Genomic DNA, 26,475 nt, shown 5'->3' with positions numbered 1-26,475 from the left:
CGGGGCGCGGAGCGCCCTACTTGCCGCGGATCGCGTCGAAGACCTTGGGGTCGACGAGCGTGGAGGTGTCGCCGAGGTCGCGGCCTTCGGCGATGTCCTTGAGCAGGCGTCGCATGATCTTGCCCGACCTCGTCTTGGGGAGTTCGGGGACGATCGTGATCTGGCGGGGCTTGGCGATCGGGCTGATCTCCCGCGACACCTCGGCCTTGAGTTCGGCGATGAGGGTGTCGCCGGTGTTCTCGACGCCCTCGCGGAGGATGACGAACGCGACGATGCCCTGGCCGGTGGTCTCGTCTGCGGCGCCGACGACGGCGGCCTCGGCGACACCGTGGTGTCCGACGAGGGCGGATTCGACCTCGGAGGTGGAGATGCGGTGCCCGGAGACATTCATGACGTCGTCGACGCGGCCGAGGACCCACAGGGCCCCGTCCTCGTCGTACTTGGCGCCGTCGCCGGCGAAGTACCAGCCCTGCTCCGGGTAGCGGGACCAGTAGGTTTCGCGGTAGCGGTCCATGTCGCCCCAGATGCCGCGGAGCATCGCCGGCCACGGCTTGTCGAGGACGAGGTAGCCGGAGCCGCCGGCACCGAGTTCGTTGGCGTCGTCGTCGACGATCTTCGCGGAGATGCCGGGCAGCGGGGCCATCGCGGAGCCGGGTTTGGTGGCGGTGATCCCGGGCAGCGGGGAGATCATGATCGCGCCCGTCTCGGTCTGCCACCAGGTGTCGACGATCGGGGCCTGGTTTCCGCCGATGACCTCGCGGAACCACTTCCAGGCCTCGGGGTTGATCGGTTCGCCGACCGAGCCGAGGAGCCGGATCGAGGACAGGTCGTGGGCGTCGGGAATGTCGCGGCCCCACTTCATGAAGGTGCGCACCAGGGTGGGTGCGGTGTAGTAGATGCTGACACGGTACTTCTCGATGATCTGGAAGTGCCGGTGCTCGTCGGGGGAGTTCGGGGTGCCCTCGTAGACCACCTGGGTGACGCCGTTCGAGAGCGGCCCGTAGACGATGTAGCTGTGGCCGGTGACCCAGCCGATGTCGGCGGTGCACCAGTACACGTCCTGGCCGGCCTTGTGGTCGAAGACGTTGTGGTGGGTGTACGACGCCTGGGTGAGGTACCCGCCGGAGGTGTGGATGATGCCCTTGGGTTTTCCGGTGGTGCCGGAGGTGTACAGGATGAACAGCGGGTGTTCGGAGTCGAACGGCTGCGCCTGATGGGTGTCGGACGCCTTGTCGACGGTCTCGTGCCACCACAGGTCCCGGCCCTCGGTGGTGTCGACGTCGATGCCGGTGCGCTTGACGACGAGCACGTTCTTGACGGACGCGGCGCCGTCCACGGCCTCGTCGACGGCGGGTTTGAGGGGTGCGGCCTGGCCGCGGCGCCACTGTCCGTCGACGGTGACGACGAGTTTGGCTTCGGCGTCGTCGATGCGTGAGCGCAGCGCGCTGGCGGAGAAGCCGGCGAACACCACCGAGTGGGTGAGGCCGAGGCGGGCGCAGGCGAGCATGGTGACGATGGCCTCGGGGATCATCGGCATGTAGATCGCGACGCGGTCGCCGGCGACGAGTCCGAGGTCGGTGAAGGTGTTGGCGGCCTTGCTGACTTCGGCGAGCAGGTCGTTGTAGGTGAGGTCGCGGGTGTCGCCCGGTTCGCCTTCGAAGTGGATGGCGACGCGGTCGCCGTTGCCGGCGAGGACGTGGCGGTCGACGCAGTTGTAGGCGACGTTGAGCCGTCCGTTCACGAACCACTTCGCGACCGGGGCGTCGGACCAGTCGAGGACCTCGGAGAAGGGGGCGTGCCAGTGCAGGCGCTCGGCCTGCTTCGCCCAGAATGCGAGACGGTCTTCGTCGGCGGCAGCCTGGAGTTCGGGGCCGGCGTTCGCCGTGGCGGTGAACTCGGGGCTCGGCGGATACACCTGCGGGACGGAATCAGAATGTTCCGACTTCTCCGTCGCTCCGCTCGCCTGTGCTGCACTGGTCATTGTGGCCCGGCCTTCTTTCCAGTCTCGAATTCGGCACTTCTAGCACGTGTGAGGGTAGTCACATGGTCTCCCGAGCGCACCGTTGCAGAGGGTTGCATGCCCATATTCTGCGACGATCGGTCGACTGGGCGCGACGGACGGCGATCGGGGACGACGAGTGGAGACCCCCGTGCCGACGATGTTTCGATCAGGTGCCGATTGCACGAGTTTCGCCCGTCGTGGCTACACAGATTGAAACGTTGACTTATCGTCATCCCATCATTCGGGCTGCGCCCGGAACCGCTGCCCGGAACCACGCAGATCTGGGAGGATCGTTTTGCGCATCACACGTGTGGCAACCGCCATTCTGGCGGTCGGCCTGGCAGCAGGAATGCTGTCCGCCTGCTCGTCCGGAGATTCGACGAGCGGGGGTGGAAGCGGAATCGTCAACGCCTGGGCGGGTGAACCGCAGAACCCGTTGATTCCCACCAATACCAGTGAGAATCAGGGCGGCCGCGTCGTCGATTCGCTGTTCGCGGGGCTCGTCTCCTACGACTCCGACGGCGGGGTGAGCAACGAGGTCGCCGAGTCGATCGAGACGACCGACGGCAAGAACTTCACCGTGAAGCTGAAGGACGGCTGGACGTTCACGGACGGCACGCCGGTCACGGCGGCCTCCTTCGTCGACGCCTGGAATTACGGCGCGCTGTCCACGAATGCGCAGATCCAAGCGTCGTTCTTCGACCCGATCCAGGGCTACGACGAGGTGGCCGCCGAGAACCCGGCCGTGCAGACCATGTCGGGACTGAAGGTGGTCGACGACTCCACGTTCACGATCGAACTGAAGCAGCCCGAGTCCGCCTTCCCGGACCGCCTCGGGTTCGCCGCGTACTACCCGTTGCCCGCAGTGGCGTACCAGGACATGGCCGCGTTCGGTGAGAATCCCATCGGCAACGGCCCGTACATGATGTCCGGCCCCGGAGCGTGGCAGCACAACGTCCGGATCGACACCGTCGTGAACCCCGACTACAACGGCAACCGCAAGCCGAAGAACGCGGGCGTCGACTTCGTCATGTACAACAGCCTCGACACGGCGTACACGGATCTGCTCGCGGGCAACGTCGACGTCCTCGATCAGGTGCCGCCGAGCGCGGTCACGACGTTCGAGACCGACCTGCCGGGCCGCACCGTGAACCAGCCGTCCGCGACCATCGAGACGTTCACGATCCCGGGCCGTCTGCCGCACTTCAGCGGTGAGGAGGGGACGCTGCGCCGCCAGGCCATCTCGATGGCGATCAACCGCGACCAGATCACCCAGCAGATCTACAACAACACCCGCACCCCCGCGCTCGACTTCACCAGCCCCGCCATCGAGGGCTGGTCGGATTCGCTCGCCGGCAACGGCAACCTGAAGTACGACCCGGAGGCGGCGAAGAGGCTGTGGGCCCAGGCCGATGCCATCGCCCCGTGGTCGGGCAGCTTCGAGATCGCGTACAACGGCGACGGCGGACACAAGGAATGGGTCGACGCCACCGCCAACAACATCCGCAACACCCTCGGCATCGACGCGAAGGGCAAGGAGTACCCCACGTTCGCGCAGATCCGCACCGAGGCCACCAATCGCACCATCCCCAGCGCGTTCCGGTCGGGATGGCAGGGCGACTACCCGCAGCAGTACGGCTTCCTCGCGCAGAACTACCAGACTGGCGGCAGCTCCAACGACGGCGACTACTCGAACCCCGAGTTCGACCGTCTTCTGCGTGCCTCCGCGGGTGAGGTCGATCCCGGCAAAGCCCAGGACCTGCTGAACCAGGCGCAGGAAGTTCTCCTGCAGGACCTGCCTGCCGTCCCGACGTGGTACCGCAACGCCGCCAGCGGCTGGTCGGAGAACGTGTCGAACGTAGTCATCGACTGGAAGGGCATCCCGATGTACTCCGACATCGAGAAGAACTGACGCACCGACGATTCTTCGACGACGGGTGGGGCCGCGAGCTGTCAGTTCGCGGCCCCGCTCGGGAGTACGAGCCGAGGCTGCGGATTCCTGACGTCACTGCTCCCGACGAATAGGAGGTGATCCGATGCTCTGGTACGTCGGTCGCCGTTTGCTCCAGATGATCCCCGTGTTCCTCGGGGCCACGTTCCTCATCTACGCGATGGTGTTCCTGCTGCCCGGAGACCCCATCGCCGCGCTGGCCGGCGACAAGGCGCTCAGCCCCGCGGTGGCGGCCCAACTCCGTGCCCGATACCACCTCGACGAGCCGTTCCTGACGCAGTACCTCCTGTATCTGAAGGGCATCTTCACCCTCGATTTCGGTACGTCCTTCTCCGGCCGCCCCGTCAGTGAGGTTTTGGCGCAGGCATTCCCGATCACCATCAAGTTGTCGCTGATGGCACTTGCCATCGAGGGGATCTTCGGGATCGGCTTCGGCCTGTGGGCCGGACTCCGCAAGGGCGGCATCTTCGACAGTTCCGTCCTCCTCGTGAGCCTGGTGATCATCGCGATCCCGATCTTCGTCATCGGCTTCCTGGCCCAGTTCTTCGTCGGCGTGAAATGGGGGTTGGTGCCGCCCACGGTCGGGGGCAACACCAGTTTCAAGAATCTGCTGCTGCCCGCGTTCGTCCTCGGGTCGGTGTCGTTCGCGTACGTGCTCCGGCTCACCCGGACGTCGGTCGCCGAGAACCTCACTGCCGACTACGTGAGAACCGCGACGGCCAAGGGTCTTTCGCGGCGCCGAGTGGTGCAGGTGCACGTGCTGCGGAACTCGCTGATCCCGGTGGTCACGTTCCTCGGCGCCGACCTTGCCACCCTGATGGGCGGCGCGATCGTCACGGAAGGCATCTTCAACATCAACGGTGTCGGCGGCACGATCTATCAGGCGGTCACCCGTGGTGAGGCGCCGACGGTGGTGTCCTTCGTGACGGTGCTGATCGTCATCTACCTGCTCGCCAACCTGCTCGTCGACCTCCTGTACGCCGCGCTCGACCCGAGGATTCGCTATGTCTGAGAAAGTGGAGAACGAGTCGCCCCGGACGGGCGACCGGAAGACCCGTCAGGCGCATTTCGTGGCACCCGAAGAGGTGGCGGCGCCGGGAGAGACCGACGCCGTCCACATCGACCAGCCGCCGACGAGCATGTGGTCGGATGCGTGGCGGGACCTCCGCAAACGTCCGCTGTTCCTGGTCGCCACGGTGATCATCGTCGTGGTGATCGCCGTGGCGGCCTTCCCCGGTCTGTTCACCAGCACCGACCCCAGGTTCTGCGATCTCGCGTTCAGCATGCAGGGTCCGTCGGCGGGGCACTGGTTCGGATTCGACAAGCAGGGCTGCGACATCTACTCCCGCACGATCTACGGGGCGCGGGCGTCGGTGCTGGTGGGGGTCGGTGTCACGTCGATCGTGCTCGTCGTGGGCGTGGTGTTCGGTGCGGTCGCCGGGTTCTACGGCGGCTGGGCCGACTCGTTGCTGTCCCGGGTCGCCGACATCTTCTTCGGCATTCCGCTCATCCTCGCCGCGATCGTCCTCATGCAGCTGTTCGCCAACCGCACCATCTGGACGCTGGTCGTCGTCCTCGCTCTGTTCGGGTGGCCTCAGATGGCGAGAATCGCTCGTGGCGCGGTGATCTCGGCGAAGAACAACGACTACGTGATGGCGTCGCGGGCGCTCGGTGTGTCGAACATACGCACCCTTGTCCGGCACGTGCTGCCGAATTCCCTCGCCCCGATCATCGTGATCGCGACCATCTCGCTCGGCATCTACATCGTGGCCGAGGCGACGCTGTCGTTCCTCGGCATCGGTCTTCCGTCCACCGAGATCTCGTGGGGCGGAGACATCAGCACCGCCCAGGTCACGCTGCGTCAGGGGTCGCCGATCCTGTTCTATCCGGCGACCGCGCTGGCGATCACGGTGCTCGGTTTCATCATGATGGGCGATGCTCTCCGGGACGCGCTCGATCCCAAGGCCCGGAAGAGGTGAGCGCGGTGTCCACGAACGAGCCAGCCGGGCAGAAGCATTCGGCCGACGAGGTGCCGCTGCTCGAGATCCGGGACCTGGAAGTGTCGTTCCAGTCCCATTCCGGGCTCGTGCCCGCGGTGCGCGGTGTCAGCCTCACGGTGTATCCGGGGCAGACGGTGGCGATCGTCGGTGAGTCCGGTTCGGGCAAGTCCACGACCGCCCACGCGATCATCAACCTTCTTCCCGGGACGGGCAAGGTGACCGGCGGTCGGATCCTGTTCGAGGGGCAGGACCTCGCGGAGGCCTCGGAGCGCGAGTTCGTCGCGCTGCGCGGTCAGAAGATCGGCCTCGTCCCGCAAGACCCGATGTCCAACCTCAACCCGGTGTGGAAGGTCGGCTTCCAGATCGAGGAGGCGTTGGAAGCCAACGGGATCGCGAAGGGCAAGGCCGCGAAGGCCCGTGCCGCCGAGCTGCTCGAAGAGGCCGGACTCGCCGACGCCGAGGACCGCCTCGGCCAGTATCCGCACGAGTTCTCCGGTGGCATGCGCCAGCGCGCCCTCATCGCCATCGGGTTGTCGGCCCGCCCGCAACTGCTGATCGCGGACGAGCCCACCTCGGCCCTCGACGTCACGGTCCAACGCCAGATCCTCGACCATCTCGACGGTCTCACCAACGAGCTGGGCACCGCGGTCCTACTCATCACCCACGACCTCGGCCTGGCCGCCGAGCGGGCCGAGCACCTGATCGTCATGAGCAAGGGGCGGGTGGTCGAGGCGGGGCCGGCGCTGGAGATCCTGCAGCGGCCGCGCCACCCGTACACCCGGAAGCTGGTGGCGGCGGCGCCGTCGCTGGCGTCGCAACGCCGGAGTTCCTCGCTGGCCCGGGCGGACATCCGGGAGCATGCCCTCGAGGTGGTCGGTGAGGCCGAACAGCACGGCGAGATCGGTGTCGACTTCGGCCAGGCGACCGACGACGTGGTCGTGGCCACCGGGCTGACCAAGGTGTTCAAGATCCGGCACGGGCTACGGAAGTCCACCGACTTCACCGCCGTCGACGACGTGTCGTTCGCGGTCCGGCGCGGGACGACCACGGCCATCGTCGGCGAGTCGGGGTCGGGCAAGTCGACGGTCGCGCAAATGGTCCTCGGACTTCTCGCGCCGACGTCGGGGAATGTCGTGTTCGACGGCAAGGACGTCGCGACGCTGGACCGCCGGGAGACGCTCGCGTTCCGCCGCCGGGTGCAGCCGATCTTCCAGAATCCGTACGGCACGCTCGACCCGATGTACTCGATCTTCCGCACCGTCGAGGAGCCCCTGCGCACCCACAAGGTGGGGACGAAGGCGGAGCGCGAAGCGCGGGTACGTGATCTGCTGGACAAGGTGGCGCTGCCGGCATCGGTGATGCGGAGGTTCCCGAACGAACTGTCCGGTGGCCAGCGGCAGCGTGTGGCGATCGCCCGGGCGCTGGCGCTGCAGCCGGAGATGGTGGTGTGCGACGAGGCCGTGTCGGCGCTCGACGTGCTGGTCCAGGACCAGATCCTCACCCTCCTGAACGACTTGCAGGCGGAGCTGGGTTTGACGTACCTGTTCATCACCCACGACCTGGCGGTGGTGCGGCAGATCGCCGACGACGTGCTCGTCATGTCCACCGGCGCGATCGTGGAGAAAGCGACCACCGACGAGGTCTTCACGTCCCCGAAGGAGGAGTACACGCGGAAGCTGCTGGATGCGATTCCCGGGGGATCGATCCGGCTCGGCGCCTGACGCGGGACGGCGCCGGGTAGCGTTCCGATACGTGAGCGACCCGTTGCAGCCCCTCGTCGACCTTCCCGGCGTCCGCGAAGCCGCGGACCGTGCGCGCGACGCACTCGGTGCGGTTCACCGCCACAAGACCAACCGGCGCGGCTGGCCGACGACGGCGGCCGAGGCGGCGGTCCGGGCGGCCCGCGCCTCGGCGTCGCTGGACGGCGGCAGCACTGAGCTACCCGCCCCCGGCGAGGCCGGCGACCCGATTCTGTCGGGGGCACTGCGTGTCGGGCAGGCCCTCGACGGTGACGCCCTCACACTGTTGCAGTCCACCTGGCAGCGGGCACCCCTGCAGGCCCTCGCACGGCTGCATCTGCTGGCCGCGGCCGACCTCGTGGAGGATCAGGAACTGCTCGGCAGGCCGCGGGCCGGATCCGGCGTCGCGGAGCGGCTAGACGGTCTCGCACAGCTCGTGACGGGGGGAACGGCCGCACCCGCGCCGGTTCTGGCAGCCGTGGTGCACGGGGAATTGTTGACGCTGAAGCCGTTCGGGGTCGGCGACGGCATCGTCGCGCGCGCCGCGTCGCGTCTGGTTTCCGTGTCGAGCGGGCTCGATCCGCACAATCTCGGGGTGCCGGAGGTGAGCTGGTTGCGCCGGCAGCAGGCGTACCGCAACGGGGCTGCAGCGTTCGCGTCGGGCGAGCCGGAGGGTGTCGGCAGCTGGGTCGTCCTGTGCTGCGGCGCCCTGGAGGCCGGAGCGCGGGAAGCCACGTCGATCGCGGAGGCCGCAGCGAGTTAGTCGAATCCTTTGCGCTGCAAGAACTTACCGAACACGTGAAACGGGCGGCGCTGCCGACTGGTGTCGACTTCGCCGCCCGTTAGCACGGACAACCGGTTACCAAGCGTGCAAGGTGGGTTGTGTGGGTGGCCTCGGCGAGAGTCCGAATATCGTCGGGTCGTCCTTGCAACCTGTGCAGGGTCCTTGCCGGTGAAGACTCGAGTCTCGCAGGCCCACAACGCTTCTGCCCTTATAGTGGCTTATGCTTCGCGTGGGTACCTAGTGCCCGTGCTGGGAATCCTGGTCGGGAGATCGATCCTTCTCTTCTGGGTCGACCTTGGCCTTCCGTTCTTCCGTAACTCCTTTGTACCCCGTGACCCCCCTCACAGCAAGTATCAAATTCGGTTTGTGACCGTGTCGCGGGTTGCGGCGGTCAGCGCTTGCGGCGCAACACTCCATACGTGAATGCGCCCGCGACCAGGGCTCCGACACTCACCGCCGCCGTGGTCGCGACGGTGGTGGCGGACGGCGCCTGGAGGCGTGCCCGGAGGGAGACCGGATTCGAGAAAGTCAATATGGGCCAACCGTTTCCGGCCGCGGCCTTCCGCAACGCGCGGTCGGGGTTGACCGCAGTCGGGTGGCCGACCGCGGTGAGCATCGGGAGATCGGTCACCGAGTCGGAGTAGGCGTAGCATTCCGACAGGTCGTAGTGATATTCGTCGGCCAGTTGCCGCATCGCGTCCACTTTGCCTTCGCCGTAGCAGTAGAACTCCACCTCGCCCGTGTAGAGCCCGTCCGCGACCGCCATGCGGGTGGCGGTGCTTCGCGTGGCCCCGAGTGCCTCGGCGATCGGCGCCACCACCTCCTCGCCGGACGCCGAGACCACGATGACGTCGTGGCCCCGCAACTTGTGGTCCGCGATGAGGTCGGCGGCCTCGGCGAACACCAGTGGGTCCACGATGTCGTGGAGGGTTTCGGCTACCACGGACCGGACCTGGTCCACGTTCCAGCCCGCGCACATGCTCGTGAGGTAGGCGCGCATCCGCTCCATCTGATCGTGATCCGCGCCCGACAGCAGGAACAGGAACTGCGCGTAACTGCTCTTGAGAACCGATCGGCGATTGATCAGGCCCTGGTCGAAGAACGGTCTGCTGAACGCGAGGGTGCTGGATTTCGCGATGATCGTCTTGTCGAGGTCGAAGAATGCGGCAATCCGACCTGTCTCGGTGTGTCGACCTGTCTTGGCACTTCTCTGTGGCTTCGCGGTCACAATTTCCAAGGATATGCGGACTTCGGGTGGGGCGGGGGTTCGTATGAACGGTCGAAGGAAGGGTCTTTCGGCACTATCGACACGACGGAACGTTCAACAGTTGAACTTGCAAATACTGATCGGGGGAGGTGTAGTATTGCTGATGTCCGGATTTGATCCGGACGATGTTCAGCCCGACCCCCGGGGCTGAACACTGACGACCCTCGCCTCCTCCCCCCCTGGCGAGGGTCGTCCTCTGTCTGCGGCAGGTCTGCCGCCTCCTCGGCCCGAAGTACTTAAATTGGTGCGGAAGTACCAGTTTCTATCCACAGGGCCGAAGTTGTCCACAGTTCGAGCTGAGCCCCTTCCGGCGGTCTCCGGCAGCGGGCACGCTCGCTGCATGGACGCAGAAGGCGGGGGTGAAGTGCTGGTTCTGATCGACGACCCGGCACTGCTGCACAGCATCAGGCGCGTGGCGGCAGCCGCCGACCGGGCGCTGAACGAGGTCGATGTCGCCGACGCCCGGCATCTCTGGGGAAGCGCCCCGATCGTCGTGCTCGACGCGCGCGCAGCCGCAGCATGCCGCAACCGGCTCCCACGGCGGCGCCGTGTGGTGCTGCTGTGCGACGGGCCGCCGGGCATCGACGAGTGGCGGATCGCGACCGCGGTCGGTGCGGAACACGTGCTCGCCGTGCCCGAGGACGAGTCGGCACTGGTCGCCGTGCTCGGCGAACAACCCCAGCGTCCCGAAGCGGACGGCACCGTCGTCGCCGTGGTCGGCGGATGCGGCGGTGCGGGCGCCTCCACGCTGGCGGCGGCGACAGCCCTCACCGCCGCGTCGCGACCGCAGTCCACACTTCTGCTCGACACCGATTCGTGGGGGTCCGGCCTCGACGTGCTGCTGGGCATCGAGGACGTGCCAGGACTGCGATGGTCGGGTCTGTCGATCGAAGGCGGCCGGATCTCCTCGGGCGCGCTCCGGGACGCCCTCCCCGCCCGCGGCGAGCGGCTGCGGGTGCTCGCCTGCAGCAGGACGGGGCACGGCGCCGGACCGACAGCGGCCGCGGTCCGTGCGGTCACCGAGGCCGGCCGCCATGCGGGCGATCTGGTCGTGTGCGACGTGTCGCGGTTTCCCGGCCCGGTCACGGAAACCGTCCTCGAACTCGCCGATCTGGTGGTCCTCGTCGTGCCCGCGACTGTCCGGGCCTGCATCGCCGCGGGAAAGGTGTCGCAGTGGATCACCGAGAGGAACCCCAACCAGGGACTCGTGGTCCGCGGTCCGGCACCCGGCGGGCTTCGGGGCGCCGACGTCGCGGAGGTTCTCGACCTGCCGCTGATCGCGTCGATGCGCGCCGAGCGCGCGCTCACCGGAATGCTCGAACACGGCGGACTGCGGCCTGGCAGGCGCTCCCCGCTGGGCGTCGCGGCCGAGGCGGTCCTCGACACAGTCGGCAGCAGACCGCGGTCGCGGGAGTGGGCGGCATGAGTTCCCTCGTCACCCCCGACCTCCTCGACCGGGTGCGCGAACGTCTCGCGCACACGTCCGGCGAGCCGACGCCGGCAACGGTCGCCGCTGCCATCCGCACCGAGTCGGGCGGCGTGCTCGGCGACACCGACCTGCTCGGGGCACTGCGGGTGCTCATGACCGAACTCACCGGTGCCGGGCCGCTCGAGTCGTTGCTGACGGAGCCCGGAGTCGCGGACGTGCTCGTCACGGCGCCCGACCGCGTCTGGGTCGACCGAGGCCGCGGGCTCGAACGCGCAGCCGTCCGCTTCACCGACGAGGCGGCGGTGCGCCGACTCGCCCAACGTCTCGCGCTGTCTGCCGGACGCCGTCTCGACGACGCTCAGCCGTGGGTCGACGGACGACTGCGGGACGTCGGAAACGGCTCGTTCGGTGTGCGGCTGCATGCCGTCCTCGCCCCCGTGGCTCAGGGCGGCACCTGCCTGTCGCTGCGGGTGCTGCGCCCGGCCACCCAGGGGCTCGGCGCGCTCGTCGCGGGCGGTGCCGTGGTCGAGGCGGCCCACGACCTGCTGGTGAAGATCGTGCACGCGCGGCTCGCCTTCCTGGTCACCGGCGGCACCGGCGCAGGCAAGACCACGCTGCTGGCGGCGCTGCTGGGGGCAGTGGACCAAGCGGAACGGATCGTGTGCGTCGAGGATGCCGCGGAGTTGGCGCCGACGCACCCGCACGTCGTCCGGCTCGTGGCCCGCGCACCCAACGTCGAGGGTGTGGGTGAGGTGACCGTCCGGGACCTCGTCCGTCAATCCCTGCGTATGCGTCCCGACCGGATCGTCGTCGGCGAGGTTCGCGGCGCCGAGGTCGTCGACCTGCTGACGGCTCTCAACACAGGTCACGACGGCGGTGCCGGAACGGTGCATGCCAACTCACCCGAGGAGGTTCCCGCCCGGCTCGAAGCGCTTGCGGCACTGGGCGGAATGGACCGCTCGGCGCTGCACAGTCAGCTCGCCGCCGCCGTCCAGGTGATCCTGCACGTCCACCGGTCTTCGAGCGGGGCGCGGCGGCTGACGCAGATCGGTGTCGTCACTCGCGACGAGTACGGGCACGTCACGATCATGCCCGCCTGGAACCACGACACGGGTGAGGGTCCGGCGGTGGACCGGCTCCGTCACTTGTGTTCCCGGCGTGGACCGGAGGGTTCGGAGACGGAGGTGCCGTCGTGATCGCCGGTCTGGTAGTGCTCGCCTGTGCGGTGCTGGCGGTGCCGTCCGCACGATCGCGGCCCCGGTTGCTCGCGGTGACGGGCAGGGAAGGTCCCCGGCGCCGGATGCGTCTGCCCTGGGGGGTTCCGGCGGCGCTCGCCGGTATTCCGATCGTGTACGAACTGGGCGGACTCTGTGCGGTTCTCGCTGCGATGATCGTCTGTGCAACAGTGCGTTTCAGATCGTCACGACGTAGGTCGGCGAGAGCCAAGGACGCGGATCTGCGTGTCATACTGTCGAGCCTCGAGGTCGTGACAGCGGAACTTCGTGTGGGCGCCCATCCGGCTGCGGCATGCCAGACGGCCGCCGACGAGTCGGCAGGCAGTGTGGCGGCTGCATTTCGGGCCGCGTCGGCGCGGTCGCGGCTCGGAGGATCTGCCGCCGACGGGTTCCGGATCGCGGGCTCCCGCGTCGGTGCCGAGTTGGGGCGCATCGCCGACATCTGGGCGGTGGCCGACGCGCACGGTCTCGCACTGGCGGAACTGCTCGAGGCGGCACGAACGGACCTGTTGGGACGCAGTCGCTTCCGTCAGCGAACCGAGGCCTCGCTGGCCGGGGCGAGGGCCACGGCGACCGTACTGGCCGGGCTGCCGCTCCTGGGTGTCGGTCTCGGCCAGATGATGGGGGCGTCCCCTTTGGCGGTGCTGTTCGGCGGTGGTGTGGGTGGAATCCTGTTGCTGCTCGGGGCAGGACTGGTGTGCGCGGGCCTGTTGTGGACCGACCGGATCACCGGACGTGTGACGGGATGATCTGGTGCGTGGTACTTCTCCTCGCGGGCGCCGTGCTGGTGTTGCCCGCACCCCGATCGCCGGTGCAGCGACTGCGCGGCGACACCGGTGGCCCGGGTGATGCGGCGTCCTCGGTGGACGACACCGCGCGCCGCGAGGACCCGCTCGCGATCGCCGCGACCTTCGACTTGCTGGCAGCGTGCCTGCGCGCCGGCCTGCCGGTCGCGACCGCGGCGCAGGCCGTGTCGCGGTCGGCGCCCGCGCCGCTGTCGGAATCGCTGCGCCGCGCCGCAGACCTGCTGTCGCTGGGGGCGGACGCGGCGACCGCGTGGGAGGCGGCGGCGTCGGACCCGGCCACCGAATCGCTCGCCCGCATGGCGCGCCGGTCGGCCGCATCGGGGTCGTCGCTCGCCGGTTCGATGACGGAACTCGCCGCCGACGGCCGAATCCAGGTCGAGCACCTGGCGGCGGCGTCGGCCGAACGGGCGGGCGTGCTGATCAGTGGCCCCCTCGGGCTGTGCTTCCTGCCGGCATTCATCTGTCTCGGGATCATCCCGGTCGTCGTCGGGCTGGCCTCACGCGTGCTGGACGGCGGGCTGTTGTGACACATCGACACTTCCGGCGCAGAACCGCTGCGCCGGACACTCTGAAGGGGGAACACCATGGGACACGGAATCCGGGCCTTGGCGGAAGTGCGAGCACTGACCGCCCGCTTGACGCTGCTCGCGACGGACGAGGACGGCATGTCGACCGCGGAGTACGCCATCGGCACCATCGCGGCCGCGGCCTTCGGCGCAGTCCTGTATTCGGTCGTCACCGGCGACAGCATTGTCGCGGCGTTGACGAACATCATCGACAAAGCGCTGAACACCGCGGTGTGATGAGCGCGGCCGAGAACCTGCGCCGGTCGGAGGCCGGGGGCGTCACGGTCGAGGCGGCTATCGCGATCGCGTCGATCGTGGCGGTGGTCGTGCTGTGTGTCGGAGCGATCACCGCGGCGACGCTGCACGTCCGGTGTGTCGACTCGGCCCGCGAGGCTGCGCGGCTCGCTGCCCGTGGAGATCGCGAATCGGCGATCTCCACGGCGGCGAGAGTGGCCCCCGACGGCGCCGACGTGTCGGTCAGGGCCGAGGGGGAGTTCGTCGTCGCGACCGTGCGGGCTCGCAGTCCGCTGCTTCCGCTCGTGAACATCTCCGCGGAGGCGGTGGCTGCTCTCGAACCCTCGGTGCCGGGGTGGAGCGGGGGAGGGCGGTGAGTTCGGGGATCACCGACGACCGCGGTTCCGTGACCGTCACGGCGTGCTGTGCGCTCGCGGCGCTGATGGTGGTCACGGCGATGCTCGTGCACGTCGGCTCGGCGGTATCGGTGCGGCACCGGGCGCAGTCCGCCGCAGATCTGGCTGCCCTCGCCGCGGCCGTCGGGCTGGACCGCGGTACCGAGGCGGCGTGTGCCGCGGCGAGGGAGGTCGCGGGACGAATGCGCACCGAAGTCGTGTCCTGTGAGATCGACGACTGGGACGTCGAAGTGGCGGTCACCGCGCCGGTGCTTCTGTCCTCGCTGGGTGTCCGGGACGCCCGGGCAGTGGCGAGGGCAGGTCCCGCGGAGTGACATCGAAGCGTCGCGGTGGTCGGTGTCGCTCCAGCGTGTGGGAGGTTTCCCTGATTATGACCAGATCGGTAACAATCCCCCGCTCAGGAAGTATTGGACGGCATCGATCCTGTGATGCGAGTCTCACTGATGCGAGCTGGTTTTCATCCACACCACTCCCTTTGGCGAGAGAGGGCATTACATGACCACGGCACCACCGAAGCGGACCGAGGCCGAGACAAAGGCGCGGAGGGCGGGCATCGCCTCGTTCATCGGCACCACGATCGAGTGGTACGACTTCTACATCTACGGCACCGCGTCGGCGCTGGTCTTCGGTCAGGTGTTCTTCTCCGACACCCTGCCTGCGGGCATGGGCACCCTGCTCGCGTTCGTCACGCTGTGGGCGGGGTTCCTCGCCCGCCCGATCGGCGGCATCGTCTTCGGCCATCTCGGCGACAAGATCGGTCGAAAGAACACCCTGGTCATCACGCTCATGATGATGGGCACCGCGACCGTCGGAATCGGACTCCTGCCCTCCTATGCGCAGATCGGGATATGGGCACCCGCCGCCCTGGTATTCCTCCGGGTCGTCCAGGGTGTGGCAGTGGGCGGTGAATGGGGCGGGGCGGTCCTGATCGCCAGCGAGAACGCACCCAAGGGGAAGGGGATTCTGTACTCGGCGTTCGCCCAGCAGGGGTCGCCCGCCGGAAACCTCCTGGCGACCATGGCGTTCTTCCTGCTTTCCGCCATGCCCACTCCGGCTTTCGTGCTCTACGGCTGGCGCATCCCGTTCCTGATCTCCGCGGCCCTGGTGATCGTCGGCATGATCATCCGCCTCAAGCTCGAAGAGTCGGACGCGATGAAGACCGTGCTGAAGCGCAAGAAGACCGTCGCACTGCCGATCGGTGAGGTGCTGCGCAAGCATTGGGTCCTCGTTCTCCTCGGTGCGGGCGCGCTGCCCCTGGCCCAGGTGACGTACTTCAAGAACACCTTCGCGTTGTCGTGGGCCACCAGCGAACTCGGCTACGACCGGGGCACGTTCCTCGGCGCGATCGCCATCGCACTCGTGGTCCAGTTCATCGTGCAGCCGTTCGGCGCCGTCCTGGTGTCCCGGATCGACATGCGGAAAGCCATGTGCATCATGGTGATTCCCGAGTTCATCCTGATGCCGGCAATGTTCTTCGCGATCCGGACCGAGAACTTCGCCATTGCCGTCGTCGCGATGTGCCTCGCGACCATTCCGCATTCGATGTTCTACGGCGCCATCGCCGGAGTGCTCGCGCGTGCCTTCCCCGCCAACATTCGCTACACCGGTCTTTCGGCGGCCTACCAGCTGTGTTCGCTGGTCGTCGGCGGCGGCACCCCGGTGCTGGCGCAGTGGATGCTCAACTCGTCCGGAAACATCGTCGGTGTCGCGTTCGTGTCGGCCGGTTATGCCGCAGTCTCCCTGATCTGCACGCTGTTGCTGCTGAATCGGACCGGCTTCGACGCGCGCCGGTTGTCGACCGCGGAGCAATCCGACGCGGACGAACTGCAGCTCGACATCGATGAGGACGATGCGGTGGACACCGCTCCGAGCGCAGGGCAGACACGTGCGACAGCCAACTCCTGACCGTCCGGCTCAGTCCGGAGTGGGCAATGCCTCCTCGGACAGCCTGAGGACTTCCCGTAACGCGGCGCTGTGGTCGTCCGCTCTCCACGCGATCCGCAGTTGCAGAGTGCTGGGACCGCCGGCCAGCGGGAGGAACACGACGTCCGGGTTGTTGACGTTCTCGGCCACGGAGGAGACGGTCAACGCACAGCCGACCTCCGCGGACACCAACGCCATCAGCGCCATCGAGTCCGGGGCGCTCTGCACGATCCGGGGCGTGAAACCGGCGTCGTGGGCCGCCCTCTGCAGGGAGTCGCGCAGCGCCGATCCGGGATCGGCGGGCAGCGTCACCCAGGGCTCGGTGGCCAGCTCCTCGATGCGAACACTGTCCCTGCCTGCAAGCGCGTGGTCGGTGGGTACGGCCACCACGAAGTCCTCGTTGAGGATGACGCGGGACGCGATGCCGGGCGGGGTGAAGATCCACCGGACCAGACCGATGTCGAGGGTTCCGTCGAGGAGCTTGTTCAGTGCTTCGCTCGCGAAAGCGGAACTGTCCAGAACGAATTCGATTCCCGGGTGGGTGTGCCGGACGAGTTTGGCCCACCGCCCGATGAGCAGGTGGGACGAGACTCCGGCGAAGCCGATGCGCACCCGGCCGACCTGCCCGCGCCCGGCGGCGGCGACGGCGATCTCCGCGAGCCGGCAGGCGTCCAGGATCTCGCGCGCCGGGCCGAGCAGTGCCTCACCGGCCGGCGTGAGGCGAACGTTCCGGGTGTTTCTTTCGAAAAGAGTTGCTCCGAGCTGCTTTTCCAGTTGCCGAATCGTTCGGCTCAGCGGCGGCTGGGCCGAGTGCAGGCGCTGCGCTGCCCGGCCGAAGTGCAGTTCCTCGGCGACCGCGAGAAAGGCAGTGATCTGAGAAATCTCCACGGGAGAACTATTGCAGTTCCAGCAACAGATTTGTCAACACTATTGATTCACACGGCGGTAATCCGGCGGGGAGGGTCCCTAGGCGACCTCCCGTCGCTTCGGAGAAGGGGATGGCGATGAGCAAAGTGGTCAGCATGGCGGAAGCCATAGGAACGTACGTCGAAGACGGCATGACCGTGTGCCTCGAGGGCTTCTCGCATCTCATCTCTTTCGCGGCTGCGCACGAGATCATCCGGCAGGAACGGCAGAACCTCACGCTGTGCCGGATGACGCCCGACATCGTGTCGGATCAACTCGTGGCGGCCGGGTGTGTCACCAAGCTCGTGGCCTCGTTCTTCGCGAGCGGCTCGGCCGGATCACTGCACGAGTTACGACGCCGCATCGAGCACCACGATCCGGTGGCCCTCGAGGTCGAGGAGTACAGCCACTACGGAATGGTCTGCCGCTATCAGGCGGGTGCCGCCGGCCTCCCGTTCTTTCCGCTGCGCTCCTACGCGGGAAGCGACCTTCCTCGGCTCAATCCCCGAATTCGACTCGTCGACGATCCCTACGGGGAGGGCACGGTGTACGTCGTGCCTCCGCTGAACCCGGACGTCACGATCGTTCACGCGCAGCGCGCCGACCGCCAGGGCAACGTGCAGATCTGGGGTATCTCCGGGGTCCAGCAGGAAGCGGTGTACGCCGCGCGGAAGGCGATCGTGGTCGTCGAGGAGATCGTCGACGACGAGGTCGTCCGCTCCGACCCCAGCCGCACGTTGATCCCCTCCCACGCGGTCGATGCCGTGGTCGTCTGTCCGCGCGGGGCGCACCCGTCCTACGTGCAGGGCTACTACGACAGGGATTGCGCGTTCTACCGGCGCTGGACCGCCATCAGCAAGGACTCCGGACTCCTGCAGGCCTGGCTGAAGGAATGGATCCACGGCACTGCGAATCACGACGAGTACCTGGACAAACTCGGCGACGACTACTGGAACGACCTTGCCGTCGAGCCTCGATTCTCCGAACCAGTCGACTACGGGAGCCGGAAATGACCACAGCACCAGTCGGAGCGATCTCGGCGACGGAGGTCATCGTGTCCGTCGCCGCCCGCGAACTCGCCGGGAAGCGGCGCGTGTTCGCCGGCGTCGGCTTGCCGACGCTCGCCGTCGATCTCGCCAAGAGGACGAGCAACCCGGACGTCGAACTGATCTACGAATCGGGAGTGTGCGGCGCCCATCCCGCCGCGATGGCCGAGGGGATCGCCGACTCGGTCGTCGTGTCGGGCGCCGAGTCGGTGGTGTCGATGTCGGCGTTGTTCGGTTACGTGCTGCAGGGCGGCAACGTCGACGTCGGATTTCTCGGCGCGGCCCAGATCGATCGGTACGGCAGCCTCAACACCAGCATCATCGGAGACTGGGACAAGCCGACAGTCCGGCTGCCCGGCGCCGGTGGCGCCGTGGAGATCATGCCCAACGCCGGCGAGATCTTCGTGGTGATGCGGCGACACGACCCGAGCGCTTTCCCCGCGGAACTCGACTTCTGCACGTCGCCGAGTCCTGTCCGGGCCCGGGCGGCAGGTGACGGGATCATGCCCCGCGGTCGAGGGGTGACGAAGGTGTTCACCAACCTGGGGGTGTTGTCGCGGCAGGGCCCGTTCGACGAACTCGAACTGGTCAGCGTGCACGAGGGGGTCACCGTCGACGAGGTGCGAGCGCAGACCGGCTGGGACCTGCAGGTGGCCGACGATCTCACGGTGACCGCCCCGCCGACCGGTGAGGAGATTCATTTGCTCCGCGACGTGATCGACAAGGTTCGGCTGTATTTGCGCTGAACCCTCAGCCGAGCGAGTCGAGTACCGCCGTCAGGACCCGGATCGCGCCGTCCTTGTCGAGAGGGTCGTTGCCGTTTCCGCACTTCGGCGAGTACACGCAGGACGGGCACCCCGAGGTGCATTCGCACGATTCGATCGCTTCCCGGGTCGCGCCGAGCCAGCGGGTGAGTTCGGCGTGCCCGCGGTCGGCGAATCCGGCGCCGCCTGCGTGACCGTCGTAGACGAACACAGTGGGAAGTCCGGTGTCGGCGTGCAACGCCGTCGAGACCCCGCCGATGTCGCCTCGATCGCACACCGCGACAAGAGGCAGTAACCCGATTGCGGCGTGTTCGGCGGCGTGGAGCGAACCGGGCACGCGTTCGGCCGGAACACCCGCCTGCACCAGAAGTTCGGGTGTCACGGTATACATCACCGCGCGGGTGGGGAGGGTCTGCCTCGGCATGTCCAGTTCCACTGCGTCGAGGATCTCGCCCGAAGACAGTCGTCGCAGGTACCCGATCACCTGATGGGTCACCTCGACCTCGACGAGCGCGACCTCGACGTCGCCGAACTGCTTCTGTTCGAGCACCGAGGTGACGGTGATCTCGGTGGTTTCGCGAGCCGACGTCGTCCAGTCCGGGTCTTCGGCGTGCACCAGGGCGAGTCCCTGGTCGAGGTCGAGTTCGTCGACGACGTACGACTCACCCTGGTGGATGTGGACGGCGCCGGGATGTGCCGTGGCAGGAGCGCGGCCGGTGTCGACGGTTCCGAGCATGCGTCCGGATTCCGACACGACAATTGCCACCTGAGTTCCGATTCCACCCCGGATATCCACTGCGCCATGAGGATTTGTGCCGGCGGTGACGAACCAACCGTGTGTGCGTCGGCGGATCAGGCCCTGCTCCGCCAGCTTCCCGAGTACCTCGATCGCCCCGAACGCCTCGGCCTCCGCGTCGGACAGCGGTAGTTCCATTGCCGCGCAGAGCAACTGCGGGCCGAGGACGTACGGATTGCTCGGGTCCGTGACAGTCGCCTCGACGGGCTTGTCGAGCAGCGCGGACGGGTGATGGACGAGGTAGGTGTCGAGGGGATCGTCCCGCGCGACCAGGACGACGAGCGACCCTTCGCCGCGTCGGCCGGACCGGCCTCCCTGTTGCCAGAACGACGCCACCGTGCCGGGGAACCCGGCGACCACGACGGCGTCGAGGCCGGCGATGTCTACGCCGAGTTCCAGCGCATTCGTCGTCGCCGCCCCCAGCAGCGTGCCGTCGGCGAGTGCGGTCTCGAGTTCACGACGATCCTCGGCGAGGTACCCGGCTCGATACGACGCGACTCGCGTCGCGAGTTCGGGATCGATCTCCCCGAGTAGACGTTTGGTCGCCATCGCGGTCAGCTCCGCGCCCCGGCGGGAGCGCACGAAGGTGAGGGTGCGGGCCCCTTCGACCATCAGGTCGGCCATGATGCGCGCGGCCTCCGAACCGGCGGGCCGTCGAACGGGGCTTCCGTTCTCCCCGGTGACCTCCCGCATGAGCGGGGGTTCCCACAGCGCGACCGTCCGGGGGCCGTGTGGTGAACCGTCTTCCACGACCTCGGCGCAGGGCGCTCCGATCAGCCGCGACGCCGCCGCCCCGGGGTCCGCCGTGGTGGCGGACGCGAGGACGAAGACGGGATCGGCGCCGTACCGGGCCGCGATGCGCCGGAGCCGCCGCAGCACGAGCGCGACGTTCGAGCCGAAGACACCACGGTAGGAGTGGCATTCGTCGATCACCACGTAGGCCAGATTGCGGAAGAAGTGCGCCCATCGCTGATGGGTCCGGAGGAGGGAGATGTGCAGCATGTCGGGGTTCGTGAAGAGCCACCGCGAGTTCTCCCGTGCCCAGTGCCGCACCTCGAGTGGGGTGTCGCCGTCGAACGCGCACGGGCACACGCCCCGGAGGTCGTCCCCGGCATCCAGGACTTCCGAGTCGATGAGCGACGTCACGGCCCGCAGCTGGTCTGCGCCCAGTGCCTTGGTCGGCGAGAGGTAGAGGGCGGTCGCCCGCGGATCCGTTGCCAGAGTGGTGAGTACCGGAAGCTGGTAGGCCAGGGACTTGCCCGAGGCGGTGCCGGTGGACACCACGACGTTCGACCCGTGACGGGCCAGGTCGGCGGCGGCGGCCTGGTGCGTCCAGGGACGGGGGATCCCGTTCTCCTGCATGGCCCGGACGACGCTCGGGTGCGCCCACGCGGGCCATTCCGACAGCTGAGAAGTCCGGGCAGGCATTTCCGCGGCGAAAGTGAGCGGGTTTTCGTCCCGGGGGACACCCTCGAGGACTCGGTTCAGCAGCGCTCGGCCGTATGTTTCGCCCGTATTTCCACTGTCGTCACGTGGTGAAAACGGTGTGCTCACTGATGTCTCCGGGCTGTCGTAGGGGACGGGCGAGTAGCTTCCACACCGCCACGACCTGCGCATTTGATGATAACGAGTGCCTCTTCGGGGCTGTCGCGCGGGGTGCCGCGACCCCGGCGTCAATCCGCTGTTTCGCGCCTGTTCGCTACAAGATCAACTTTTTGTGTGAATTGTTCGGATTTCGACTGTTGCGTTCGCGGAGTTCATGGTTGACTACAACTGGTCGCAGCTTCTGTGTTCGTAGGCTTGAAAGAGTGAACGTTCGCAGGATCGATGTTGCGAACGCGGTGCTCTGCTTTTCCTGAGGGGGAAATCTAGAAGTACAGCGGTCGGAACCGGCCCGGCGGACTGTATGTGCTGTCCGCCGAATCCGGTGGTTAGAAAGAGAAGGAAAAGCATGGCACAGGGCACTGTGAAGTGGTTCAACGCGGAAAAGGGCTTCGGCTTCATCGCACCCGAAGACGGCTCCGCTGACGTCTTCGTTCACTACTCCGAGATCCAGGGCAGCGGCTTCCGCACCCTCGAGGAGAACCAGCGCGTGGAGTTCGAGGTCGGCCAGGGCACCAAGGGCCCCCAGGCCACCGGCGTTCGCGCAGTCTGATTCTGCCGTTCACATTCGTGAACACGTAAATCAGATAGGCGGGGTCCTCGTGGCCGCGTCTGATTCGTCCCCCATCGCCTGAGGCGGTGGGGGACGAGTCGTTTTCACGGCAACGGTGCCGTGGCAATAGGGGGTACTTCAGTGAGTCAGCTCTCCTTTTTCTCCGCAGAGGCGATGCCGCCGGCGGTCACCGACTTGTGCGGTCTACTCGCCGCGACGGGCCAGGTGGTCACATCGGCCGGGCGTGCGCGCATCTCGATCGTGGTGGATGCGCCGTGGCGGGCGGAGGCTATTGCAGAGCTGATCGCCCAGGCCGGACTCGAGGTCGAGATCACGCGCAGCGACGAGGGCAGCCCGCTCGTCCGCACCGCATCGGTCGTCGACTTGCGGCCGCTCGCGGACCAGTGGACGAGGGGAGCGGTCAAGGCGGTGCCCTCCGGCTGGGTGCCTTCGGGGCGTCAGCTGAGGGTGTGGGCACTCGCGTCGGGCAGGAGCGAAGCGGAGGGCGAGCGGTTCGTCCTCGGACTCGACCCGCACGCCCCGGATACCCACGCGCCGTTGGCTCAGGCATTGATGAGAGCGGGCATCGCGCCGACGCTGATCGGCACCCGTGGCTCCGGTCCGGGGCTCCGAATCTCGGGTCGGCGTAGGCTCGGCAGACTCGTCGAGAGCATCGGTGAGGCGCCCGGAAATTTGGACGACCGTACCGGTTGGCCCCACGTGTAGAGCCGCGTAGACGGTACTGATCTGCGAGGATGGGTTCCGGGTATGTCACTCTAGTAATAGGCGAACCGGGTATAAAAGGGTTTGTCTGCACAACTGTCGAGTGGCAGCGATCGACTTCAGGAAGGCTCGGGCTACAGGTGGCTAAAGGGGACAACGGCAGTGCACAGGGTGCGGCGGGAGCGTCCGGCCAGCCTCGCCGCCTCGTGATCGTCGAGTCGCCGACCAAGGCCCGCAAGATCGCCCCGTACCTCGGAAAGAACTACGTCGTCGAGGCGTCGGTCGGCCACATCCGCGACCTTCCGCGCGGAGCCGCAGACGTCCCGGCCAAGTTCAAGGGTGAGTCGTGGGCGCGGCTCGGCGTCAACGTCGACCATGATTTCGAACCGCTCTACGTGGTCAGTCCGGAGAAGAAGTCCAAGGTCACGGAGCTGAAAAGCCTCCTCAAGGACGCCGACGAACTCTTCCTCGCCACCGACCCCGACCGCGAGGGCGAAGCGATCGCCTGGCACCTCCTCGAGACGCTCAAACCGAAGATCCCGGTTCGCCGGATGGTCTTCCACGAGATCACCGAGCCGGCCATCCGCGCCGCGGCCGAGGACACCCGCGAACTCGACAACGACCTGGTCGACGCGCAGGAGACCCGTCGCATTCTCGACCGTCTGTACGGCTACGAGGTCAGCCCCGTGCTGTGGAAGAAGGTCATGCCGAGGCTGTCGGCAGGCCGCGTGCAGTCCGTCGCCACCCGCGTCATCGTGCAGCGGGAACGCGAGCGGATGGCGTTCCGCTCGGCGTCCTACTGGGACATCTCCGCCACCCTCGACGCCGGCGCCGAGGCCAGCCCCCGCAGTTTCGGGGCGCGTCTGGTGAGCGTCGACGGCTCCCGGGTGGCCACCGGCCGCGACTTCGGCGCGGACGGCCAGCTGAAGACGAGCACCGTCACGGTTCTGGACGAGGCGCGGGCGCAGCGTCTGGCCGAGTCCCTCGCCGGTGTCGACCTCACCGTCTCCTCCGCCGAGAGCAAGCCGTACACCCGCAAGCCGTACGCGCCGTTCATGACGTCGACGCTGCAGCAGGAGGCGGGCCGCAAGCTCCGCTTCACGTCCGAGCGGACCATGCGCATCGCGCAGCGGCTGTACGAGAACGGCTACATCACCTACATGCGTACCGACTCGACGACGCTGTCGTCGTCGGCGATCGCTGCCGCCCGCGCGCAGGCCACCGAGTTGTACGGCGCCGAGTACGTGCACGACACACCGCGCCAGTACACGCGCAAGGTCAAGAACGCGCAGGAGGCGCACGAGGCCATCCGCCCCGCCGGCGACGTGTTCCAGACCCCCGGTCAGCTGCATTCCCGCCTCGACACCGACGAGTTCCGTCTGTACGAGCTGATCTGGCAGCGCACCGTGGCGTCGCAGATGGCCGACGCGCGGGGCACGACGCTGACCCTGCGGATCACCGGAACCGCGGGCACCGGCGAGGAGTGCACCTTCTCCGCATCGGGCCGCACCATCACGTTCGCCGGGTTCCTGAAGGCCTACGTGGAGAGCGTCGACGAGGAGGCCGGCGGCCAGTCCGACGACGCCGAGTCGCGCCTGCCGGTGCTCGTCGAGGGTCAGGCGGTCACCGCCACCAAACTCGATCCCGACGGTCACACCACCAACCCGCCCGCCCGCTACACCGAGGCGAGCCTGATCAAGACCCTCGAAGAGCTGGGCATCGGCCGCCCGTCCACGTATTCGTCGATCATCAAGACGATTCTCGATCGCGGATACGTGTACAAGCGCGGCAGCGCGCTGGTCCCGTCCTGGGTGGCGTTCGCCGTCATCGGTCTCCTCGAGATGCACTTCGGGCGGTTGGTCGACTTCGACTTCACCGCCGGGATGGAAGACGATCTCGACGCGATCGCCGGTGGCCGGGAACAGCGCGGCAACTGGCTGAGCAGTTTCTACTTCGGCGGCGATCACGGCGCCGAGGGTTCGGTTGCCCGTGAGGGCGGTCTGAAGAAGATGGTCGGCGTCAACCTCGAGGAGATCGACGCTCGCGAGGTCAACTCGATCAGGCTCTTCGACGACGCCGAGGGACGGGAAGTGCACGTCCGGGTCGGACGGTTCGGTCCGTACCTCGAGCGGATGGTCCAGAACCCGGACGACCCCGAGGGCGACCTCATCTCCCAGCGGGCCAACCTGCCCGACGACCTTCCGCCGGACGAGCTGACACCGGAGTACGCGGAGAAGCTCTTTTCGACTCCGCAGGAGGGTCGCAAGCTGGGCGTCGACCCGCTCACCGGGCACGAGATCGTCGCGAAGGAGGGCCGCTTCGGCCCGTACGTCACGGAGATCCTTCCCGAGCCGGAACCGGAGCCCGAACCGGCAGTGGTGCCGGTGACCGACGAATCGGGCGACGGGACGACCAAGACGAAGACGGCAGCCAAGAAGGCGCCGGCGAAGAAGGCGGCGAAGAAGGCCACCGGTCCGAAGCCGCGGACGGGCTCGCTGCTCAAGTCGATGGACTTGGCGACGGTGACCCTCGACGACGCCCTCAAGCTGCTGTCGCTGCCGCGGGTGGTGGGTGTCGATCCGGAGTCCAAGGAAGAGATCACCGCGCAGAACGGTCGCTACGGCCCGTATCTGAAGAAGGGGACGGATTCGCGGTCCCTCGCCACCGAGGACCAGATGTTCACGGTGACCCTCGACGAGGCTCTGAAGATCTACGCGGAGCCCAAGCGCCGCGGACGTCAGGCCGCCGCCACCCCGCCACTGCGTGAGCTGGGTGTCGACTCGGTCAGCGAGAAGCCGATGGTGATCAAGGACGGCCGGTTCGGGCCGTACGTGACCGACGGTGAAACCAACGCCAGCCTCCGCAAGGGCGACGAGGTGGAGTCCATCACCGACGCCCGCGCTTCGGAATTGCTGGCGGATCGGCGTGCCCGCGGTCCCGTCAAGAAGAAGGCCGCCGCGAAGAAGGCGCCCGCCAAGAAGGCCGCAAAGAAGACCGCCGCCAAGAAGGCACCGGCCAAGAAAGCGGCCGCGAAGAAGGCAGCGGACAAGAAGGCGTGAGCCGGTACCTCGGGCCGGCCGGGTTGTCGCACGTGCCGGTTAGGCTGGCGCGGTGACGGTATTCGACCGGTTGGTGGGCCAGGAGGACGTCGAGGCCGAGCTGACGGCCGCGGCGACTGCCGCCCGTCGTGGAGTCGGTGCGATGGGCTCCTCGATGACGCATTCGTGGCTGTTCACGGGCCCGCCCGGATCGGGTAGGTCGGTGGCCGCGCAATGTTTCGCCGCCGCACTCCAATGCACCAGCGACGGCGTTCCAGGCTGCGGCGTGTGCCACGCCTGCACTACCGCGATGGCTGGTACCCACGGAGACGTCCGGCAGGTCGTCCCCGAGGGCCTGAGCATCAGCGTCAAGGAAATGCGCGCCATCGTGCAGACCGCCGCTCGCCGGCCGAGCACCGGGCGCTGGCAGATCGTCGTCGTCGAGGACGCGGACCGGCTCACCGAGGGTGCGGCCAACGCTCTTCTGAAAGTGGTGGAGGAGCCGCCGGACCGCACCGTGTTCCTGTTGTGTGCGCCCTCCGTCGACCCGCAGGACATCTCCGTGACGCTGCGGTCGCGCTGCCGGCACATCCATCTCGTGACCCCGTCGGCCGACTCCATCGCCAAGGTCCTGCGCGAGCGGGACGGCCTGGACCCCGCCGATGCGCAGCTGGCTGCCTCGATCAGCGGCGGTC

General features: G+C 67.6%; 23 protein-coding genes (1 of these 23 only partly in view). 19 read left to right on the top strand and 4 right to left on the bottom strand.

The annotated features are described in order from the left end of the window. Positions 1–16 precede the first annotated feature (16 nt). The gene (gene acs, locus WKC72_RS00150; protein ID WP_370181429.1) at positions 17–1,981 is read right to left on the bottom strand and encodes an acetate--CoA ligase; all 1,965 of its coding nucleotides are present in this window, start codon (positions 1,979–1,981) and stop codon (positions 17–19) included. Positions 1,982–2,297: 316 nt separating this feature from the next. Here acs and WKC72_RS00145 point away from each other — a divergent pair, with 316 nt between their 5' ends. The 5 genes from WKC72_RS00145 to WKC72_RS00125 all read left to right on the top strand — a co-directional run bounded on the left by WKC72_RS00145 (position 2,298) and on the right by WKC72_RS00125 (position 8,455). Next, positions 2,298–3,914, top strand: coding sequence for an ABC transporter substrate-binding protein (locus WKC72_RS00145; RefSeq protein WP_370181428.1), 1,617 nt, complete (start codon positions 2,298–2,300; stop codon positions 3,912–3,914). A gap of 124 nt (positions 3,915–4,038) precedes the next feature. After that, positions 4,039–4,965, top strand: a complete 927-nt coding sequence (locus WKC72_RS00140; protein ID WP_037228913.1) for an ABC transporter permease — start codon at positions 4,039–4,041, stop codon at positions 4,963–4,965. Then, positions 4,958–5,932, top strand: a complete 975-nt coding sequence (locus WKC72_RS00135) for an ABC transporter permease (protein ID WP_112302068.1) — start codon at positions 4,958–4,960, stop codon at positions 5,930–5,932. The genes WKC72_RS00140 and WKC72_RS00135 overlap by 8 nt, the downstream gene beginning before the upstream one ends. After that, positions 5,929–7,674 (top strand): ABC transporter ATP-binding protein, encoded by a 1,746-nt coding sequence (locus WKC72_RS00130; RefSeq protein WP_037228908.1) that lies wholly within the window; start codon positions 5,929–5,931, stop codon positions 7,672–7,674. The genes WKC72_RS00135 and WKC72_RS00130 overlap by 4 nt, the downstream gene beginning before the upstream one ends. 31 nt (positions 7,675–7,705) lie before the next feature. Then, positions 7,706–8,455, top strand: a complete 750-nt coding sequence (locus tag WKC72_RS00125) for a hypothetical protein (RefSeq protein WP_037229302.1) — start codon at positions 7,706–7,708, stop codon at positions 8,453–8,455. 412 nt (positions 8,456–8,867) lie between these two features. Here the strand turns inward: WKC72_RS00125 and WKC72_RS00120 are convergent, their stop codons facing one another. Next, entirely contained in the window at positions 8,868–9,704 is an 837-nt protein-coding gene (locus WKC72_RS00120; RefSeq protein WP_370181427.1) for an HAD-IB family hydrolase, read from the bottom strand. Between the two features lie 379 nt (positions 9,705–10,083). Between WKC72_RS00120 and ssd the strand changes: the two genes are divergently transcribed. The 8 genes from ssd to WKC72_RS00080 all read left to right on the top strand — a co-directional run bounded on the left by ssd (position 10,084) and on the right by WKC72_RS00080 (position 16,334). Next, positions 10,084–11,169 carry a septum site-determining protein Ssd gene (ssd, locus tag WKC72_RS00115; RefSeq protein ID WP_370181426.1) on the top strand — a complete coding sequence of 362 codons (1,086 nt, stop codon included), beginning with the start codon at positions 10,084–10,086 and terminating at the stop codon, positions 11,167–11,169. Then, the gene (locus WKC72_RS00110) at positions 11,166–12,368 is read left to right on the top strand and encodes a TadA family conjugal transfer-associated ATPase (protein WP_370181425.1); all 1,203 of its coding nucleotides are present in this window, start codon (positions 11,166–11,168) and stop codon (positions 12,366–12,368) included. The genes ssd and WKC72_RS00110 overlap by 4 nt, the downstream gene beginning before the upstream one ends. Beyond that, positions 12,365–13,156 carry a type II secretion system F family protein gene (locus WKC72_RS00105; protein ID WP_370181424.1) on the top strand — a complete coding sequence of 264 codons (792 nt, stop codon included), beginning with the start codon at positions 12,365–12,367 and terminating at the stop codon, positions 13,154–13,156. The genes WKC72_RS00110 and WKC72_RS00105 overlap by 4 nt, the downstream gene beginning before the upstream one ends. Next, positions 13,153–13,740, top strand: coding sequence for a type II secretion system F family protein (locus tag WKC72_RS00100; protein WP_370181423.1), 588 nt, complete (start codon positions 13,153–13,155; stop codon positions 13,738–13,740). Before WKC72_RS00105 ends, WKC72_RS00100 begins: the two co-directional genes overlap by 4 nt. 57 nt (positions 13,741–13,797) lie before the next feature. Then, positions 13,798–14,016 (top strand): DUF4244 domain-containing protein, encoded by a 219-nt coding sequence (locus WKC72_RS00095; protein WP_370181422.1) that lies wholly within the window; start codon positions 13,798–13,800, stop codon positions 14,014–14,016. Beyond that, positions 14,016–14,390 carry a TadE family type IV pilus minor pilin gene (locus tag WKC72_RS00090; RefSeq protein WP_128640165.1) on the top strand — a complete coding sequence of 125 codons (375 nt, stop codon included), beginning with the start codon at positions 14,016–14,018 and terminating at the stop codon, positions 14,388–14,390. Before WKC72_RS00095 ends, WKC72_RS00090 begins: the two co-directional genes overlap by 1 nt. Beyond that, a complete protein-coding gene (locus WKC72_RS00085) occupies positions 14,387–14,743 on the top strand; it encodes an Rv3654c family TadE-like protein (RefSeq protein WP_112302061.1) in 357 nt (118 codons plus the stop codon). The genes WKC72_RS00090 and WKC72_RS00085 overlap by 4 nt, the downstream gene beginning before the upstream one ends. Before the next feature lie 181 nt (positions 14,744–14,924). After that, on the top strand, positions 14,925–16,334 hold the full coding sequence (locus WKC72_RS00080) for an MFS transporter (protein WP_370181421.1): 1,410 nt from the start codon (positions 14,925–14,927) through the stop codon (positions 16,332–16,334). Positions 16,335–16,343: 9 nt separating this feature from the next. Here the strand turns inward: WKC72_RS00080 and WKC72_RS00075 are convergent, their stop codons facing one another. Then, positions 16,344–17,240, bottom strand: a complete 897-nt coding sequence (locus tag WKC72_RS00075) for a LysR family transcriptional regulator (protein WP_370181420.1) — start codon at positions 17,238–17,240, stop codon at positions 16,344–16,346. A 110-nt stretch (positions 17,241–17,350) separates the two neighbouring features. On the opposite strand from WKC72_RS00075, the gene WKC72_RS00070 reads away from it, so the two are divergent. Continuing rightward, positions 17,351–18,271: a CoA transferase subunit A gene (locus WKC72_RS00070; RefSeq protein WP_037228888.1), complete on the top strand. Its 921-nt coding sequence runs from the start codon at positions 17,351–17,353 to the stop codon at positions 18,269–18,271. Next, positions 18,268–19,050, top strand: coding sequence for a 3-oxoadipate--succinyl-CoA transferase (locus tag WKC72_RS00065; RefSeq protein ID WP_037228887.1), 783 nt, complete (start codon positions 18,268–18,270; stop codon positions 19,048–19,050). The genes WKC72_RS00070 and WKC72_RS00065 overlap by 4 nt, the downstream gene beginning before the upstream one ends. Positions 19,051–19,054: 4 nt before the next feature. Here the strand turns inward: WKC72_RS00065 and WKC72_RS00060 are convergent, their stop codons facing one another. Next, positions 19,055–21,418: a DEAD/DEAH box helicase gene (locus WKC72_RS00060; RefSeq protein ID WP_370181419.1), complete on the bottom strand. Its 2,364-nt coding sequence runs from the start codon at positions 21,416–21,418 to the stop codon at positions 19,055–19,057. A gap of 397 nt (positions 21,419–21,815) precedes the next feature. Between WKC72_RS00060 and WKC72_RS00055 the strand changes: the two genes are divergently transcribed. The 4 genes from WKC72_RS00055 to WKC72_RS00040 form a co-directional block, all read left to right on the top strand. Beyond that, positions 21,816–22,019, top strand: coding sequence for a cold-shock protein (locus WKC72_RS00055; RefSeq protein ID WP_005248460.1), 204 nt, complete (start codon positions 21,816–21,818; stop codon positions 22,017–22,019). 141 nt (positions 22,020–22,160) lie between these two features. Then, a complete protein-coding gene (locus WKC72_RS00050; protein ID WP_037228882.1) occupies positions 22,161–22,745 on the top strand; it encodes a hypothetical protein in 585 nt (194 codons plus the stop codon). Between the two features lie 137 nt (positions 22,746–22,882). Then, entirely contained in the window at positions 22,883–25,801 is a 2,919-nt protein-coding gene (gene topA, locus WKC72_RS00045) for a type I DNA topoisomerase (protein ID WP_370181418.1), read from the top strand. A gap of 52 nt (positions 25,802–25,853) precedes the next feature. Next, positions 25,854–26,475: the 5' portion of a DNA polymerase III subunit delta' gene (locus WKC72_RS00040; RefSeq protein ID WP_037228875.1), read on the top strand. Its footprint extends 593 nt past the window's final position; the window shows 622 of its 1,215 coding nt (coding positions 1–622); its start codon is at positions 25,854–25,856; the stop codon falls past the right edge of the window.

Origin of the sequence: Rhodococcus wratislaviensis (genome assembly GCF_041228765.1) — a bacterium.
Lineage (GTDB): Bacteria > Actinomycetota > Actinomycetes > Mycobacteriales > Mycobacteriaceae > Rhodococcus_F > Rhodococcus_F wratislaviensis.
The sequence above is the reverse complement of the archived record's forward strand: the minus strand, read 5'-3'. Positions and strand labels throughout refer to the sequence as shown.

Bases quoted from the DNA above. Each gene is read 5' to 3' on its own strand.
- acs (WP_370181429.1), bottom strand. From the start codon at position 1,981: ATGACCAGTGCAGCACAGGCGAGCGGAGCGACGGAGAAGTCGGAACAT.
- WKC72_RS00140 (WP_037228913.1), top strand. From the start codon at position 4,039: ATGCTCTGGTACGTCGGTCGCCGTTTGCTCCAGATGATCCCCGTGTTC.
- WKC72_RS00135 (WP_112302068.1), top strand. From the start codon at position 4,958: ATGTCTGAGAAAGTGGAGAACGAGTCGCCCCGGACGGGCGACCGGAAG.
- ssd (WP_370181426.1), top strand. From the start codon at position 10,084: ATGGACGCAGAAGGCGGGGGTGAAGTGCTGGTTCTGATCGACGACCCG.
- WKC72_RS00110 (WP_370181425.1), top strand. From the start codon at position 11,166: ATGAGTTCCCTCGTCACCCCCGACCTCCTCGACCGGGTGCGCGAACGT.
- WKC72_RS00100 (WP_370181423.1), top strand. From the start codon at position 13,153: ATGATCTGGTGCGTGGTACTTCTCCTCGCGGGCGCCGTGCTGGTGTTG.
- WKC72_RS00095 (WP_370181422.1), top strand. From the start codon at position 13,798: ATGGGACACGGAATCCGGGCCTTGGCGGAAGTGCGAGCACTGACCGCC.
- WKC72_RS00090 (WP_128640165.1), top strand. From the start codon at position 14,016: ATGAGCGCGGCCGAGAACCTGCGCCGGTCGGAGGCCGGGGGCGTCACG.
- WKC72_RS00080 (WP_370181421.1), top strand. From the start codon at position 14,925: ATGACCACGGCACCACCGAAGCGGACCGAGGCCGAGACAAAGGCGCGG.
- WKC72_RS00070 (WP_037228888.1), top strand. From the start codon at position 17,351: ATGGCGATGAGCAAAGTGGTCAGCATGGCGGAAGCCATAGGAACGTAC.
- WKC72_RS00065 (WP_037228887.1), top strand. From the start codon at position 18,268: ATGACCACAGCACCAGTCGGAGCGATCTCGGCGACGGAGGTCATCGTG.
- WKC72_RS00055 (WP_005248460.1), top strand. From the start codon at position 21,816: ATGGCACAGGGCACTGTGAAGTGGTTCAACGCGGAAAAGGGCTTCGGC.